The sequence below is a fragment of the Candidatus Competibacteraceae bacterium genome, from assembly GCA_016713505.1.
Classification (GTDB): Bacteria; Pseudomonadota; Gammaproteobacteria; order Competibacterales; family Competibacteraceae; genus Competibacter_A.
Window position 1 is genome coordinate 2,949,769 of record JADJPA010000001.1, and the last position, 15,275, is coordinate 2,965,043.

The 15,275-nt window shown below is 55.7% G+C and carries 12 protein-coding genes and 1 pseudogene; 11 read left to right on the forward strand and 2 right to left on the reverse strand.

The genetic code is table 11. From position 1 onward, the window contains the following. Nucleotides 1-254 precede the first annotated feature (254 nt). From IPK09_13400 to IPK09_13415, 4 genes are all read left to right on the forward strand, one after another. A complete protein-coding gene (locus IPK09_13400) occupies nt 255-725 on the forward strand; it encodes a DUF4124 domain-containing protein (GenBank protein MBK7984603.1) in 471 nt (156 codons plus the stop codon). Between the two features lie 174 nt (nt 726-899). Beyond that, nucleotides 900-1,466, forward strand: a complete 567-nt coding sequence (locus tag IPK09_13405; GenBank protein ID MBK7984604.1) for an NUDIX hydrolase — start codon at nt 900-902, stop codon at nt 1,464-1,466. A gap of 123 nt (nt 1,467-1,589) precedes the next feature. After that, on the forward strand, nt 1,590-1,790 hold the full coding sequence (locus IPK09_13410; protein MBK7984605.1) for a hypothetical protein: 201 nt from the start codon (nt 1,590-1,592) through the stop codon (nt 1,788-1,790). A 74-nt stretch (nt 1,791-1,864) separates the two neighbouring features. Further along, nucleotides 1,865-2,629: a hypothetical protein gene (locus IPK09_13415; GenBank protein ID MBK7984606.1), complete on the forward strand. Its 765-nt coding sequence runs from the start codon at nt 1,865-1,867 to the stop codon at nt 2,627-2,629. A gap of 45 nt (nt 2,630-2,674) precedes the next feature. Here the strand turns inward: IPK09_13415 and IPK09_13420 are convergent, their stop codons facing one another. Together IPK09_13420 and serC are read right to left on the reverse strand one after the other, a co-directional pair. Next, nucleotides 2,675-3,838: a 3-phosphoglycerate dehydrogenase gene (locus IPK09_13420; GenBank protein MBK7984607.1), complete on the reverse strand. Its 1,164-nt coding sequence runs from the start codon at nt 3,836-3,838 to the stop codon at nt 2,675-2,677. A 76-nt stretch (nt 3,839-3,914) separates the two neighbouring features. Then, nucleotides 3,915-4,994, reverse strand: coding sequence for a 3-phosphoserine/phosphohydroxythreonine transaminase (gene serC, locus IPK09_13425; GenBank protein ID MBK7984608.1), 1,080 nt, complete (start codon nt 4,992-4,994; stop codon nt 3,915-3,917). A gap of 143 nt (nt 4,995-5,137) precedes the next feature. Between serC and IPK09_13430 the strand changes: the two genes are divergently transcribed. The 7 genes and pseudogenes from IPK09_13430 (at nt 5,138) to IPK09_13460 (ending at nt 15,202) form a co-directional block, all read left to right on the forward strand. Next, nucleotides 5,138-8,101, forward strand: coding sequence for a type I restriction endonuclease subunit R (locus tag IPK09_13430; GenBank protein MBK7984609.1), 2,964 nt, complete (start codon nt 5,138-5,140; stop codon nt 8,099-8,101). Then, nucleotides 8,091-9,524, forward strand: a complete 1,434-nt coding sequence (locus IPK09_13435) for a restriction endonuclease subunit S (protein MBK7984610.1) — start codon at nt 8,091-8,093, stop codon at nt 9,522-9,524. Before IPK09_13430 ends, IPK09_13435 begins: the two co-directional genes overlap by 11 nt. Before the next feature lie 155 nt (nt 9,525-9,679). After that, complete coding sequence (locus IPK09_13440; GenBank protein MBK7984611.1) at nt 9,680-10,096, forward strand: endonuclease domain-containing protein; 417 nt, start codon at nt 9,680-9,682, stop codon at nt 10,094-10,096. Continuing rightward, nucleotides 10,093-11,192 (forward strand): annotated as a pseudogene (locus IPK09_13445) (AAA family ATPase). Before IPK09_13440 ends, IPK09_13445 begins: the two are co-directional and overlap by 4 nt. Then, nucleotides 11,189-12,796, forward strand: a complete 1,608-nt coding sequence (locus IPK09_13450) for a type I restriction-modification system subunit M (protein MBK7984612.1) — start codon at nt 11,189-11,191, stop codon at nt 12,794-12,796. Before IPK09_13445 ends, IPK09_13450 begins: the two are co-directional and overlap by 4 nt. Nucleotides 12,797-13,062: 266 nt before the next feature. Further along, on the forward strand, nt 13,063-14,229 hold the full coding sequence (locus IPK09_13455) for an ATP-binding protein (GenBank protein ID MBK7984613.1): 1,167 nt from the start codon (nt 13,063-13,065) through the stop codon (nt 14,227-14,229). A 115-nt stretch (nt 14,230-14,344) separates the two neighbouring features. After that, on the forward strand, nt 14,345-15,202 hold the full coding sequence (locus IPK09_13460; GenBank protein ID MBK7984614.1) for a DMT family transporter: 858 nt from the start codon (nt 14,345-14,347) through the stop codon (nt 15,200-15,202). Nucleotides 15,203-15,275 lie beyond the last annotated feature (73 nt).

Below are 15,275 nucleotides of genomic sequence, written 5' to 3' on the forward strand. Positions count from 1 at the left end.
GGCGAATGCACGATGCCGATATTCTGTTATTAACTGTTGCTGGACGAACCGGTTCGATGCGTTAAGATTTTCCGGCCGGCTGTCCGGGCGGCGAGCGCGGTGCAAATGAGAGTGGCCATCGCATGTTGAAACTGATCGCAAACGGTACTGTCCTGGCTTTCGAAAACAGGACTGGCCGCACCAGAAAGCTTGAGCGAGCCGTTTTCCGCTGCTCAGGGTCGTCTCGGGTTTCAGCCGTAGCGCCGGCTGTGCTGTTGTGGGGCTGTCTCGCGGCTTGGTGGGTGCTGGGTTTAGCGGCCCAGGCTCAAGTTTATAAATGGACCGATGGCGAGGGCCGGGTTCACTACAGCAACACGGCCCCGCCCGCCGACGCCCCGTCCCCGCAAACCCTGGATGTGCCATCGCAGCCTACCCCGACCGGCAAGGTCGATAACGTCCGTGACTTGCAGCGAGCCACGCGCGAACTGCGCGAACTGCGCGCGCTAAACCGAGGGGTGCCGGTCGGTGAGCTCGACCGCCCGCTGGCCGGGAGGAAGGCCGGTAAGGCCAAGGAGCCGCCTTATATCGGCTACGAGGATCGCGCCAGGATCGACAATCTCAACAGCGACATCCGGCGGCTGGCTGCTTCGACCCTCGGAACCTCGGCCAGCCGCGCTCGCGAACTGCGCGCGCTCAAGGACGAGCTACGCCAGATTTACCAAAAATACGGCATCAAGTATCGGTAGCTGTGGTTGGTGCGAAAATCTAGCAACGCTATGTCGGCGGGCGCGGGTTCGGCCAGGGCGTCGCCTTCCTGGACAGCTGAAGAAGCCATCCGGCGGTTTACGACGCGGCCCGAACAAGCGTGGTCTAATAGCGGCTGTCTTTCAAAAAATCAGCTTTGGGCGGGAAATCATTTCATGAAATTTTGCAGCCAATGCGGCGCCTCGGTGACCTTGCGTGTTCCGGTGGGTGATAACCTGCCCCGCTATGTCTGCGACGCTTGCGATACCATTCATTATCTGAACCCTAAAGTCGTGGCGGGTTGCATTCTGGAATGGCAGGATCGGGTGTTGTTGTGCCGGCGGGCCATCGAACCGCGTTATGGCCTGTGGACCTTGCCGGCCGGCTTCATGGAAAACGGTGAATCGACGTTGGCGGCGGCGGCGCGCGAGGCGCTGGAGGAAGCCCATGCCGAAGGTGAAAACCTCCGCCTGTATGGGGTGTACTCGCTCTTGCATGTCAGTCAGGTCTATTTGATATTTCAAGGCCGGCTTAAGGACGGTTACGCCTGTCCGGGCGAGGAAAGCCTGGAGGTGCGGCTTTACGCCGAGGCTGAGATTCCCTGGGATCAAATCGCCTTCACCGTGGTTCACGAGGCGCTACGCCAGTATTTTTCCGAACGTCGGACCGGCCAGTTTCATCACCATCTCGGCGACATCATCCGCGAGGCGGACCAGCGGTTTCGGCTCCATCGCTACTATTGAGCCCATGCCCGGCCCGGCCCGGCCCGATAGACCATTCAATCTATAACAAAATAAACTGTCTATAACGGAACGGACTAGATCTGCTGCCAGCCTAGGTAGCCTGAGAAAACCGAAGGAGTAGCCATGAAACCCTATCTTGTTATTGTGGAAGATCCCGGTTCCGATAAGGTGCTCAATGTCGCTCTCATTCGAGCCGAACACGAGCAGCAAGCTGACATGGAGGCCAAAAAACTGTTTCCCAGTTTTCCCGACCAGGATTTATGCGTGTACGATGTCCACGAATTGAATCACGAGTATCCCGACGGTTGGACCTATCAGGATTGAACCCACCAGGGCGCCGCGAAATCGCGGCGCTGTCGATCTGAACCCCTACTTTTTGTCGATTGGAGACCCACCGCATGGAGCCTCTCACTCCAGAGACCGACGACAGCACCGCCGCCAGCATGTCGTATGTGCTCAGGGAAGAAGAACAACTGGCCCAGGTTTGGAGCGATGCCGACCGCGCCGAGCACGACCGCAGCGTGCGAGAGGGTATCGAACGGACCGGCGGTATCCGCCAGCTGGTCGGAGGGCTGCGCGCCCGGTCCGACTCGATCTGGGAGCGGTTTGTCACGCTGACCCTGGAACGGCTGCTTTCCGAGCAGTTGCGCGAGTTCTTGGATCAGATCGACGCGGAAATTCTGGCGCTGAGCCAGCAACTGGTGGAAGCGGATTGCGAGATCGACCGGCTGCGCTCGCGGGTGCAGGAACGGCGGCGCTGGCTGGAGGAGAAAATCGCGCTCCTGGAACCCATGGCGCATCGCACCTCCACCCAGACTCATCTCAACATGATGCAGGCGCGGGTGGAGGGTTTGGAAGCGTATCTGCTCGGTAAGAAAGACGTGGCCCCGGAAGCTTACGACCTTCACTACAAGCGGCATACCACGCTGCCCGGCGATCTGCTCTACATCCGCGTCCGCCTGTCGACCACCCAGGTCGCCATCGCGGCCTCCAACCGCAGCAAGCAACTGAGCGAACTGGACGCCGAACTGGCCGCGCTGCTGCCTGAGGCCGATCGTTATAAGGCCGAACTGACGGCGTTGATGACCCGAGTGGAGTGCATGAGCGAACTGTCGCGCTACTGGCTGGCCTATCTCGACATCGCTCGCGACAAATCCGATTGAGCCGACCCTCCCGACCGCTGGCCGGAAGGGTTTGCCGCAAACGAGCTAGAGCACTCGCACGCCCAGCACGCCCTCGATATCGGCGATTTGCACCACCGCTGCTTCCGGTACCGAAGCGGCGGTGTCCACCAAGGTGCAGGCGATGTCGCCGCGCGATTTGTTGAGCATATCCATGATGTTGATGCCGGCCCCGGATATCGCCTTGGAGATGCGCTCGATCATGTGCGGGACGTTGGCGTTGACGATGGCCAGCCGCGGGCCGCCGTTGCGCGGCATCACCATTTCCGGAAAGTTGACGGAATTGTGGATGGTGCCGTTTTCCAGATAGTCGCGCACCTGATCGGCCACCATGATCGCACAGTTTTCCTCGGCCTCACCGGTGGAAGCGCCCAGATGCGGCAGCATGATGACCCGTGGGTGATCCTTGAGCCGGTTGGTCGGAAAATCGCAGACATAAGATTTCAGCGTGCCCGCTTCCAGCGCCGCAAACAGCGCTTCCTCATCCACCACGCCCTCGCGCGAAAAGTTCAGCAGAATCAGGCCGGGCTTGGCGTTCTTCAGCAGCGGCGCGTTGATCAGCTGCCGGGTGGCGTCGTTCAGCGGCACGTGCAGCGTGACGAAATCGGCCTGTGCCGCCATCTCGTTGACGCTCAACACCTGCTCGACCTGCGAGGAGAGTTGCCAGGCGTTGCTGACGGTGATGTGCGGATCGTAGCCGATCACCCGCATCCCCAGCGCGCGGGCGGCGTTGGCGACCTTGACGCCGATGGCCCCCAATCCGATCACCCCCAGGGTGCGGTTGGGCAGCTCGATGCCGACGAAATTTTTCTTGCCCGCTTCGACCTGTTTGGAGAGTTCGGCGTCGCTGCCTTGCAACTTGCGGGTGTAATCCCAGGCCGGGCAGATGTTGCGGGCCGCCAGCAACATGCCGGCCAGCACCAGTTCCTTGACCGCGTTGGCGTTGGCGCCGGGGGCGTTGAACACGCAGATGCCCTTGGCGGTCATCTGCGGCACCGGAATGTTGTTGACGCCAGCGCCGGCGCGGCCCACGGCCTTGAGGCTGGCGGGAATCGGCCACTCGTGCATGGCGAATGAGCGCAGCAGCACAGCGTCAGGGTGCTGGATTTCGGAAGCGATCTCGTAGCGGTCGCGGGGTAGGCGTTCCAGACCGGAAACGCTGATGCTGTTGAGAGTCAGAATCTTGTACATGAATGAATCAACCATCCGCCTGAAAAAAGAACACCCCGGACGCGAACGTCCGGGGCGGATTGATGAATAAAATCGTTCAGCCGCGCCGTTTTTGGAAATCGGCCATGAAATCCACCAGGGCCTTGACCCCTTCCAACGGCATGGCGTTATAAATGCTGGCGCGCATTCCGCCGACCGAGCGATGGCCGGCCAGCGTCACCAGCCCGGCGCTTTTAGCTTCGGCCAGAAATGGTTTGTCCAGCGCTTCGTCGGGCAGAATGAACGGCACGTTCATCCAGGAGCGGTAGGCTGGATCGACCGGATTCCGATAAAAGCCGGATTCGTCGATGGTTTTATAAAGCAAATCGGCCTTGGCTTGGTTGCGCTCGCCCATCGCTTTCAGCCCGCCTTGGGCCTTCAGCCACTGGAACACCAAACCGGCGATATACCAAGCGTAGGTCGGCGGGGTGTTGTACATCGAGCCTTCCTTGGCCATCGTCGCGTAGTCGAGCATGGTCGGGGTGCCGGCCACGGTTTGGCCCATCAAATCCTCGCGGAGGATGACGATGGTCAAGCCGGCGGGGCCGATATTTTTCTGCGCGCCGGCGTAGATCAGGCCGAATTTGCTCACGTCGATCGGTCGCGACAGCAGCGTTGAAGACATGTCCGCCGCCAGCGGCACGCCGACTTCGGGGATCTGGTGCATCTCGACGCCGCCGATGGTTTCATTCGGCGTGCAGTGGAAATAGGCGGCGTCCGGGTCGCATTTCCAGGTGTCGCGGGCCGGCACGGTGGTAAAGTTGGCCGATTCGGAACTGGCGACGACGTTGACCTGGCAGAATTTCTTGGCTTCGGAAATGGCCTTTTTTGACCACTGTCCGGTGTTGAGGTAATCGGCCTTGTTCTTGCCGCGCAGCAGGTTCATCGGGGCCATCGCGAACTGGCCGGACGCGCCGCCTTGTAGGAACAGGACTTTGTAATTAGCCGGAATGGCGAGCAGTTCGCGCAGGTCGGCTTCGGCCTGTTCGGCGATGGAGACGAATTCCTTGCCGCGATGGCTCATTTCCATCACCGACATGCCGGAACCCCGCCAGTCGAGCATTTCGGCCTTGGCCTGTTCCAGAACCGCCTCGGGCAGCACTGCCGGGCCTGCGCTAAAGTTATAGGGGCGTGACATTGTAAACATCCTTCGTGACCGCACTGAAATCGCGGGCATAGTAGCAGAAACCGTTATGAGCGGAAATTTGCGATACTTTAATTGAAGCGTTAGTCAGAGATTTACGAATATAAACTGTCTTTTTTATTTATCGGGCGCAGGTGATGTTGGAACAAGACATAGAGCAAAAACTGCTCGAAAAGCTGAAGGATTTGAAATACGCCTATCGTTCGGATATCCGCGACCGAGACGCCCTAGAACAAAACTTCCGCAAGAAGTTCGAGGCGCTTAACCGCGTTCACCTGACCGACAGCGAATTTTCCCGCCTGCTGGAGCAGATCATTGACCCCGGCGTGTTCGCCAACGCCCAGCGCCTGCGCGAGCGCAACACCTTCGAGCGGGAGGATGGGACACCGCTGCAATACACCTTGGTCAACCTCAAGGATTGGTGCAAGAACAGCTTCGAGGTGGTCAATCAACTGCGCATCAATACCCAGAACAGTCACCACCGCTATGATGTCATGTTGCTCATCAACGGCGTGCCCGTGGTGCAGATTGAGCTTAAAACGCTCGCCATCAGTTCGCGTCGCGCCATGCAGCAAATCGTTGATTACAAGAACGATCCTGGCAATGGTTACACTAAAACGCTGCTGTGTTTCGTGCAATTATTCGTCGTCAGCAACCGCAGCGATACCTGGTATTTCGCCAACAACGACGCCGAGCATTTCGCCTTTGACGCCGATGAGCGCTTCCTGCCGCTGTACCAGTTCGCCGATGTCGATAACCAGAAAATGACCCGTCTCGACGCCTTTGCCGACGCTTTCTTAAGTAAATGCGTGTTGGGCGAGATGATCAGCCGTTATATGGTGCTGGTCGCGAGCGAGCGCAAGCTGCTCATGATGCGGCCTTATCAGATCTATGCGGTGCGGGCCATCGTCGATTGCATCCACCAGAATCGGGGCAACGGCTACATCTGGCACACCACCGGCAGCGGCAAAACGCTCACCTCGTTTAAGGCGTCCACCCTGCTCAAGGACAACCCGGACATCGACAAATGCCTGTTCGTGGTGGATCGCAAAGACCTCGACCGCCAGACCCGCGAGGAATTTAACCGTTTCCAACCCGGCTGCGTCGAGGAAAACACTAACACCGAGACCCTGGTACGCCGTCTGCTGTCCACCGATTACGCCGATAAAGTCATTGTCACCACCATTCAGAAGCTCGGCTTGGCGCTGGATGGCGGCAACAAACGCCACTATCAGCAGCGTCTGGAGCCGCTACGCCATAAGCGTTTGGTTTTCATTTTCGACGAATGCCACCGTTCCCAGTTTGGCGAGAACCATAAGGCGATTAAGGAATTCTTCCCCAAGTCGCAGCTTTTTGGTTTTACCGGCACCCCTATCTTCGAGGCCAACGCTGGCTACCAACAGATCGAGGGCCAGCAAGCTTCATTCCTGACCACCGCCGACCTTTTCGAGAAACAGCTTCACGCCTACACCATTACCCACGCCATCGAAGATCTGAACGTATTGCGTTTCCACATCGATTATTTCAAGGGCGAAGGGCAGGGCAAGCCCAAATCGGGAGAGACGCTGGCGCGTAAGGCGGTAGTCGAGGCGATTCTGGCCAAGCATGACGCCGCCACGAACAAGCGCAAATTCAACGCGCTTCTGGCCACGGCTTCTATCAACGACGCTATTGATTACTATCGCCTGTTCGCCAAGATTCAGGCGCGGCGGCGGGCAGAAGACGACACCTTCCAGCCGCTCAACATCGCCTGTGTGTTTTCGCCCCCGGCGGAGGGTAACAAGGACGTGCAGCAGATTCAGGAAGATTTACCGCAGGAGAAGGCCGATAACCAAGAGGCCCCGGAACAGAAGAAGGCCGCGCTGAAAGCCATCATCGCCGACTACAACGCCCGCTATGGCACGAACCATGATCTGAGTCATTTCGATCTGTACTACCAGGACGTGCAAAAGCGTATCAAGGATCAAAAGTATCCCAACCGTGACCTGCCGCGTGCGCAGAAGATTGATGTCGTCATCGTGGTGGATATGCTGCTGACCGGCTTCGATTCTCAATACCTGAATACGCTGTACGTCGATAAAAATCTCAAGCACCACGGTCTGATTCAGGCGTTCTCACGCACCAATCGCGTGCTGAACGACACCAAGCCTTATGGCAACGTGCTCGACTTTCGCCAGCAGCAGGAGGCGGTGGACGCCGCGATTACCCTGTTCTCCGGCGAAAAGGTCGAACGCGCTAAAACGATCTGGCTGGTCGATACCGCGACGGTGGTCATCGACAAGCTGGAACAGGCGGTCGCCGCGCTGGATACGTTCATGACCTCGCAGCGTTTGGCTTGCGCGCCGGAAGAGGTTGCCAACCTCAAGGGCGATACGGCTCGCAGTCAGTTCATCAATTTGTTCAAGGAGGTGCAGCGGCTCAAGACCCAGCTTGACCAGTACACTGACCTAAGCAAAGACAATGCCGCCAAGATTGAGCGGGTGATTTCACAGGATCAGTTACAAGCCTTCCGGGGTGTCTATCTAGAGACCGCGCAACGTCTTAAGGCACAACAGGATAAAGGCGGCAGCGACGCTGATCCGGTGCAGCAGCTTGATTTCGAGTTTTTGCTGTTTGCCTCGGCGGTGATTGATTACGACTACATCATGGCGCTGATCGCTCGCTACACCCAGGCTGCGCCCGCCCGGCAGAGGGTGAGCCGCGAGGAGTTGATTGGCCTGCTCTCATCGACTGCTAACCTAATGAATGAGCGCGACGACATTGCCGATTACATCGGTACGCTGAAGATGGGCGAGGGTTTGAGTGAACAGGCGATCCGCCAGGGTTATGAAACCTTTAAGGCTGAAAAGAATGCGCGGCAATTGGCGGCTATCGCGGACCAGCACGGTCTGGACACGGCGGCGCTGCAAGCCTTCGTCGATGGCATTATGGGCCGGATGATTTTTGATGGCGAACGCTTGAGCGATTTGCTCGCGCCGCTAGGCCTGGGTTGGAAGGTGCGCACGCAGAGGGAACTGGCCTTAATGGAGGACTTGATACCGCTGTTGCATCGGTTGGCACAGGGGCGGGAGATTTCGGGGTTGGGGGCGTATGAGCAATAAGACCTTTACAAAGACCACCCCGCCCCTTCGGGGCACCCCTCCAGAGGAGGGGAATGTGAAGATTCCCACAGCATCCGAACCACCCAGCAAACAAAATTCCCCTCCTCTGGAGGGGTGGCAGGCGAAGCCTGACGGGGTGGTGCCTAAGCTGCGGTTTCCTGAGTTTAGGGATGTCGGTGATTGGGAAAATGAATTTTTTGAAGAATTATATTCTTTTAAGTTAACAAATACATACTCACGGGATATGCTGAGTTACGAAAAAGGTTTAGTAAAAAATATCCACTACGGTGATATACACAAAAAATTTTCTGCGTTATTTAATATCGAAAATGAAGTAGTACCATTTATAAGTCCGTCATTGTCGCTCTTAAAAATTAAGCCAGCTAGCTACTGTGTTTTAGGCGATATGATTTTTGCCGACGCATCGGAAGACTTAGGCGATATCGGAAAAAGTATAGAGATTATTAAATTAAACAATGAAAAACTATTGGCTGGATTGCACACTCTTTTAGCTCGGCAAAAAAATAAGAAATTGGCGATTGGGTTTGGCGGATATCTATTTGGGTCAAGCAAAGTTCGAGAACAGATTAGGAAAGAAGCTCAAGGCTCAAAGGTTTTTGGCATTTCAGCGACTAGGTTGTTGAATATTAGAATTAGCTTTCCTTCAGATAAGAAAGAACAACAAAAAATCGCCGACTGTCTTTCTTCCATCGATGAACTCATCGCCACCCAAACCCAAAAAATCAGCGCACTTAAAACCCATAAAAAAGCTTTGATGCAGCAGCTTTTTCCGGCGGAGGGTGAGACTGCGCCTAAGTTGCGGTTTGCTGAGTTTCGGGATAATGGGGGGTGGCATACTAGACAATTAGGTGAGTTTATCACTGAAAGAATTCAGTCTTTAGAAGAAAAGTTACCATTATTTAGTTTAACTATAGAAACTGGAATTACTGCAAAAACTGAACGCTATGAGAGATCTTTTTTAGTTAAAAATGAAGAAGAAGCTTATAAAGTAGTTTTACCTAATGATTTTGCTTACAACCCAATGAATTTGAGGTTTGGAGCAATTGCAAGACACTCTGGTGCTGAAAGGGTTGCATTATCTAAATACTATAATATCTTCTATTGCGACCAATCTGTAGAGGCCAGATTTTGTGAATACTACTTCAAAAGCGATAATATGGTTAAGTTTTATGACAATATGGCTATTGGGTCATTGATCGAGAAAAGGCGTGTTCATTTTAATGAATTTCTTAAATTCACGATTCGTTTTCCAATTCTGAAAGAGCAGCAAAAAATTGCTGACTGCCTCTCTTCTATCGATGATCTCATCACTGCCCAAACCCAAAAACTCGAAGCTCTTAAAGCCCATAAAAAAGGCCTGATGCAGCAACTCTTCCCCTCGGCGGATGATGCATCCGACTAATGCTAAAGAAGATTCTGATTATCGAATGTTCCGAAGCGTTGCAATGAAGACAACCACCCCGCCCCTGCGGGGCACCCCTCCACAGGAGGGGAATAAATCGCTGCTAATTCCCCTCCTGTGGAGGGGTGGCAGGCGAAGCCTGACGGGGTGGTCTGATGCGCGGTACTAGGCAATATCTCTCTCTTCCCTACAACCCAGCTCTTAAGCAACGCGCCAGGGAATTACGCCGCGCGGGAAATTTATCCGAAGTTCTGCTTTGGAATCAGCTAAAAAACAAGCAATTCCTCGGTCTTGACTTTGATCGGCAAAAGATTATCGGTAACTACATCGTTGATTTTTACTGCGCCGAGAAAGCAACCGTTATCGAAATTGACGGTAGTAGTCATGATGACAAGGCCGACTATGATGCAAGGCGGGATGCATTCCTTATAAGCCTCGATTTGACCGTTGTTCATCTGCTGGACTGCGATGTGAAAAGCAATTTATCGGGTGTATTAGATTTTTTGCGACACCAGACAGTGTTTACCACCCCGCCCCTGCGGGGCACCCCTCCAAAGGAGGGGAATGAATGAGTAATCAACCGAAGATTTACTCTTACAAGACGCTACGCGGACTCGTAAACCGGCTGCGTGATGACCTCAACAGTCAGGATTTTGTCTTGCTCTATGCCTACAACGGCACAGGTAAAACGCGCCTGTCAATGGAATTCAAGGACGCAATTAAGAAAAGAAAAGGCGTTAAACGCGATACGCTCTACTTCAACGCCTTCACTGAAGACCTCTTTCATTGGGATAACGATTTAACCGGTGATCGCCAGCGCCATCTAAAAATTAATTCAGATTCACGTTTCTTGCTGGGTTTTAAGGAATTGGCTCTGGAACAAAAGATTTTCACTTACCTGGTGCGTTACGCCGATTTCGATTTCAAAATCGATTACGAGCATTGGACTATTCGCTTCTCGCGCGACGGTCTGGATTACATCAAAATATCGCGTGGCGAGGAGAATATCTTTATCTGGTGCATCTTTTTGGCGCTCTGCGAACTCACCATTGACGGCGCGGACGCTTATAACTGGGTTCAGTTTCTCTACATCGACGATCCAATTTCCTCACTAGATGACAACAACGCTATCGCCGTGGCCAGCGATCTAGCGCAGTTACTGAAACGGGCCAAGGGTCGGGTGAAGACTGTGGTTTCGTCCCACCACGGGCTGTTTTTCAATGTGATGTGCAACGAACTCAAGAAACAATCACACAAAAAATATTTCCTCCACCGTAGCGGTACGTCAGATAGATATGGCCTGCAAGCGACTGACGATATGCCCTTTTTCACCATGTCGCCCTCCTGAGCGAACTGCAACAAGCGGCGCAATCCGGTCGGCTTTACACACACCATTTCAATATGCTGCGCGGCATTCTGGAAAAAACTGCAACCTTCTTCGGTTTCGACGACTTCTCTGAATGTATTCACGGCGTGGACGACGAAGTGCTCTACGCCCGCGCCCTGAATCTCCTGAGTCACGGCAATTATTCCGTTTATCAACCCCGCGAGATGGTTGGCGATACCAAGGATTTGTTCTGTCGCATCCTCCGTGCTTTTCTGGATCGATACCGCTTCGCGTTGCCAGAAATCACCGCCCAAACGAGACCACCACCGAACACCCCATGACTGAGAACGATCAAAGACAACTGGGCCAAACCCTCTGGGCTGTCGCCGATCAATTGCGCGGCGCGATGAACGCGGACGACTTCCGCGATTACATGCTTTCTTTCCTGTTTCTGCGCTACCTCTCGGACAACTACGAGGGGGCGGCCAAAAAAGAGCTGGGTCGCGATTACCCGGAGCCGACGACACAGCCGAATAAGCCGCCGCTGCGCCTGTGGTACGACGCAAACCCAGAAGACATTGCGGAATTCGAGCAGCAAATGCGCCGCAAGGTGCATTATGTAATCAAGCCAGAATTTCTCTGGAGCAGTATCGCCGAACAGGCTCGTACCCAAGACGGCGAGTTGCTGCATACCCTGCAACAGGGCTTCAAATACATCGAAACCGAATCCTTCCAGAGCAGCTTTCAGGGCCTGTTCTCGGAAATTAACCTGGATTCGGAAAAGCTCGGCAAGAAGTATGCAGATCGCAACGCCAAACTGTGCGCCATCGTCACTCGAATTGCCGAGGGCATCGCCAAATTCTCCACGCACAGCGATGTCCTGGGCGACGCCTATGAATACCTCATTGGCCAATTCGCCGCCGGTTCCGGTAAAAAGGCCGGAGAGTTCTACACACCGCAGCAGATCTCGACCATCCTCTCCGAGATTGTCACCCTCGACAGCCAGGACCCGGCCGCAGGCAAAAAGAAGAAACTTGACAAGGTGTTAGATTTCGCCTGCGGTTCCGGCTCGCTCCTCCTCAACGTGCGCAAACAGCTTGGTCCGCACGGCATCGGCAAGATTTACGGCCAGGAAAAGAACATCACCACTTACAATCTGGCCCGGATGAATATGCTGCTGCATGGGTTGAAAGATTCGGAATTCGAGATTTATCACGGCGATTCGCTGCTGAACGAATGGCCGATGCTTAGAGAAGCTAATCCCGCCAGGAAGCTACAATTCGACGCGGTAGTAGCCAATCCACCGTTTAGCTATCGTTGGGAACCCACCGAAGCCTTAGGCGAGGATTTCCGTTTCAAAAGCTACGGTCTGGCTCCCAAATCCGCCGCCGATTTCGCTTTTCTGCTACACGGCTTCCACTTCCTGGGTCAGGAAGGCGTAATGGCGATCATCCTGCCCCACGGTGTGCTATTTCGTGGCGGCGCTGAAGAGCGTATCCGTACCAAACTGCTCAAGGACGGTCACATCGACACCATTATTGGACTGCCCGCCAATCTCTTTTTCTCCACTGGCATTCCGGTCTGTATCCTGGTTCTCAAGCGTTGCAAGAAGCCGGACGATATCTTGTTTATTAATGCCAGCGAATACTTCGAGAAAGGCAAACGACAGAATCGTCTATTGCCAGAGCACATCGATAAAATCGTCTCGACCTATCAGTTTCGTAAAGAAGAAGACCGATACTCGAAGCGAGTAACAATAGAGCGGATTGCGGAGGAAGGCTATAACCTGAACATTTCACGCTATGTCAGTACCGCAATAGCGGATGAAGTGATCGACCTCAGTGCGGTAAATAGTGAGCTGGCGGTATTGGAAGAAAAAATCGTAGCGACTACGAAAAAGCATAATGAATTCCTTAAGGAGCTTGGTTTGCCGCTTCTTCCCTGATCCGGTCGATTGTTTATCGAATATGAAACGCCTCTACCCCTTTCTTTTCGTCTTCTTATGGAGTACCGGTTTTATCGGTGCGCGGTTTGGGAGGCTACCGTATACCGGGCCATTGCTCTTTTATTAACACGCTATCTATCGATCATCAGCTTGATGGGGTCTATCGCAGTATTCAGACGTACCCCGTGGCCTGATGACCTGCAACAATAAAGCGGCGCGGTCTGATCGTCCTTGCATTTGTGGAATTGAATTCCATAATTGCACGGATGATACCGCGCCGATTGCTCGACACTCTTGAGTCCGCCTTAGCCGAGGCCCCAGCCGTGGCGCTGTTGGGGCCGCGTCAGGTCGGCAAAACCACCCTGGCTCTCGCGATGGTACAGGGTCGGGCGGCCATCTATCTCGATCTGGAATCCGAAGCTGATCGAGCCAAGCTCGCCGAGCCGGAGCTATACCTGTCGCAGCATCAGGACAAGCTGGTTATCCTCGACGAAATCCAGCGCACGCCGCAGCTTTTCCAGAGCTTGCGCGGGCTCATCGACACCGGGCGACGGCACGGCCGGGGCACGGGCCGCTTCCTCGTGCTGGGATCGGCATCCATCGATCTGCTCCGGCAATCCAGCGAGTCGTTGGCGGGACGCATCCGTTATCTGGAACTCGCTCCGATCGATGCCGCCGAGGCCGGCCGCGCGCGTCTCGACGCGCTTTGGCTGCGGGGCGGATTTCCGGAAAGCTTGCTGGCCGTGTCCGATGGGGCCAGCCTGCGCTGGCGTGTGGACTTTATCCGCACCTACCTGGAGCGCGACATCCCGCAGCTCGGACCGCGCATTCCGGCGGAGACGCTGCGCCGGCTGTGGACCATGCTCGCCCACCAGCAGGGCGGCCTGCTCAACGCCGCCGTGCTCGCTCGCGCCCTCGCTGTCGATGGCAAGACGGTCGCCTCCTACCTGGATTTGCTCGTGGACCTGCTGCTAGTGCGCCGCCTTGCGCCGTGGCATGGCAATTTGCGCAAGCGTCTGGTCAAGTCGCCTAAGGTGTACGTGCGCGACAGCGGGCTGGTGCACGCGCTGCTCGGTATCGGCGACCGCGAAGCGCTATTGGCGCACCCGGTCGCGGGCGGAAGCTGGGAGGGTCTGGCGGTCGAGTCGCTGATCGCAGTCGCTCCCAGTGGCACTGAGGCGCATTTCTACCGCAGCGCGGCGGGTGCCGAAATCGATCTGCTGCTCCAGCTTCCCGGCCGGCGCGCGCCTTGGGCCATCGAGATCAAGCGCGGGTTGACACCGAAGATCGAACGGGGGTTCCATCTGGCTTGCGAGACTGTCGAACCGGAACACCGTCGCGTGGTGTATGGTGGTGTCGAACGCTTCCCAATCGCCGAGGGTGTGGAGGCGGTTGCGCTCAACGACCTGTGCGAGGAGCTTTCCGCGGCATGACACCGTTCCCGCTCCTCGCGCGCGAATGGCCCGTCGCACTCGACGCCGCCCAGCAGAACGAGACGACCCCCGCGCGTGCGGCCGCCACGAACTTTAACCCACGCTACAGGCTTGAATGAAACGCCTCTACCCATTGCTTTTCGTTTTTTTATGGAGCACCGGCTTTATCGGCGCGCGGTTTGGGCTGCCTCACGCCGAGCCGTTATCCTTTCTGCTGGTGCGCTATTTATGCGTGATCGTGCTCATGACCGCACTGGCGGTCGTCAGCGGTGCGCCGTGGCCGAAGCAATGGCGCGACTGGTGTCATATCGGCGTATCGGGGATATTAATTCACGCCATTTACTTGGGCGGGGTCTTCATTGCGATCAAGCATGGCCTTCCCGCCGGAATTGCGGCCCTGGTGGTCGGGATGCAACCGCTGTTAACGGCGCTCGGCGCGGGTTGGCTGCTCGGCGAGCGGGTCAGTTCCCGGCAGTGGGGCGGATTGGTGCTGGGCTTTATCGGCGTCGCGCTGGTGATCGGCGGCAAGTTCGGCATCCAAGCCCAACTCGGCCCGATGCTGGTTCCGGGGCTTGCGGCTTTGCTGGGCATCACGGTGGGAACGCTCTATCAAAAACGCTTTTGCGCCGGTTTCGATCTGCGCACGGGTTCGGTCATTCAATTCGTGCCAAGCGCCATCGTCACCGCCATCGCCATCGGTTTGTTCACCGAATTTCAGATCGATTGGACGCCGCGGTTCCTGTTCGCGCTCGCTTGGTTGGTGCTGGTGCTCTCCATCGGCGCGATTAGCTTGCTCAACGTCCTGATCCACAGCGGCAGCGCGGTCAACGTCGCCAGCCTGTTCTATCTGGTGCCGTTGAGCACCGCGCTGATCGCTTGGGCGCTGTTCGGCGAGACATTGCCTTTGCTGTCGCTGGCCGGGATGGGGCTGGCGGTGGGGGGCGTTTATCGGGTGGTGAGGCCGGCGGCATGAGAAACGGTGGGCGCAAAGCAGCTTATCCCACCCGCTTCCGCTTTTTCCCATATATTTCTTGCATCATGACAGC

Coding starts and splice junctions, on each gene's coding strand:
- IPK09_13405 (MBK7984604.1), top strand. CDS start 900: ATGAAATTTTGCAGCCAATGCGGCGCCTCGGTGACCTTGCGTGTTCCG.
- IPK09_13410 (MBK7984605.1), top strand. CDS start 1,590: ATGAAACCCTATCTTGTTATTGTGGAAGATCCCGGTTCCGATAAGGTG.
- IPK09_13415 (MBK7984606.1), top strand. CDS start 1,865: ATGGAGCCTCTCACTCCAGAGACCGACGACAGCACCGCCGCCAGCATG.
- IPK09_13420 (MBK7984607.1), bottom strand. CDS start 3,838: ATGTACAAGATTCTGACTCTCAACAGCATCAGCGTTTCCGGTCTGGAA.
- serC (MBK7984608.1), bottom strand. CDS start 4,994: ATGTCACGCCCCTATAACTTTAGCGCAGGCCCGGCAGTGCTGCCCGAG.
- IPK09_13430 (MBK7984609.1), top strand. CDS start 5,138: ATGTTGGAACAAGACATAGAGCAAAAACTGCTCGAAAAGCTGAAGGAT.
- IPK09_13435 (MBK7984610.1), top strand. CDS start 8,091: ATGAGCAATAAGACCTTTACAAAGACCACCCCGCCCCTTCGGGGCACC.
- IPK09_13440 (MBK7984611.1), top strand. CDS start 9,680: ATGCGCGGTACTAGGCAATATCTCTCTCTTCCCTACAACCCAGCTCTT.
- IPK09_13450 (MBK7984612.1), top strand. CDS start 11,189: ATGACTGAGAACGATCAAAGACAACTGGGCCAAACCCTCTGGGCTGTC.
- IPK09_13455 (MBK7984613.1), top strand. CDS start 13,063: ATGATACCGCGCCGATTGCTCGACACTCTTGAGTCCGCCTTAGCCGAG.
- IPK09_13460 (MBK7984614.1), top strand. CDS start 14,345: ATGAAACGCCTCTACCCATTGCTTTTCGTTTTTTTATGGAGCACCGGC.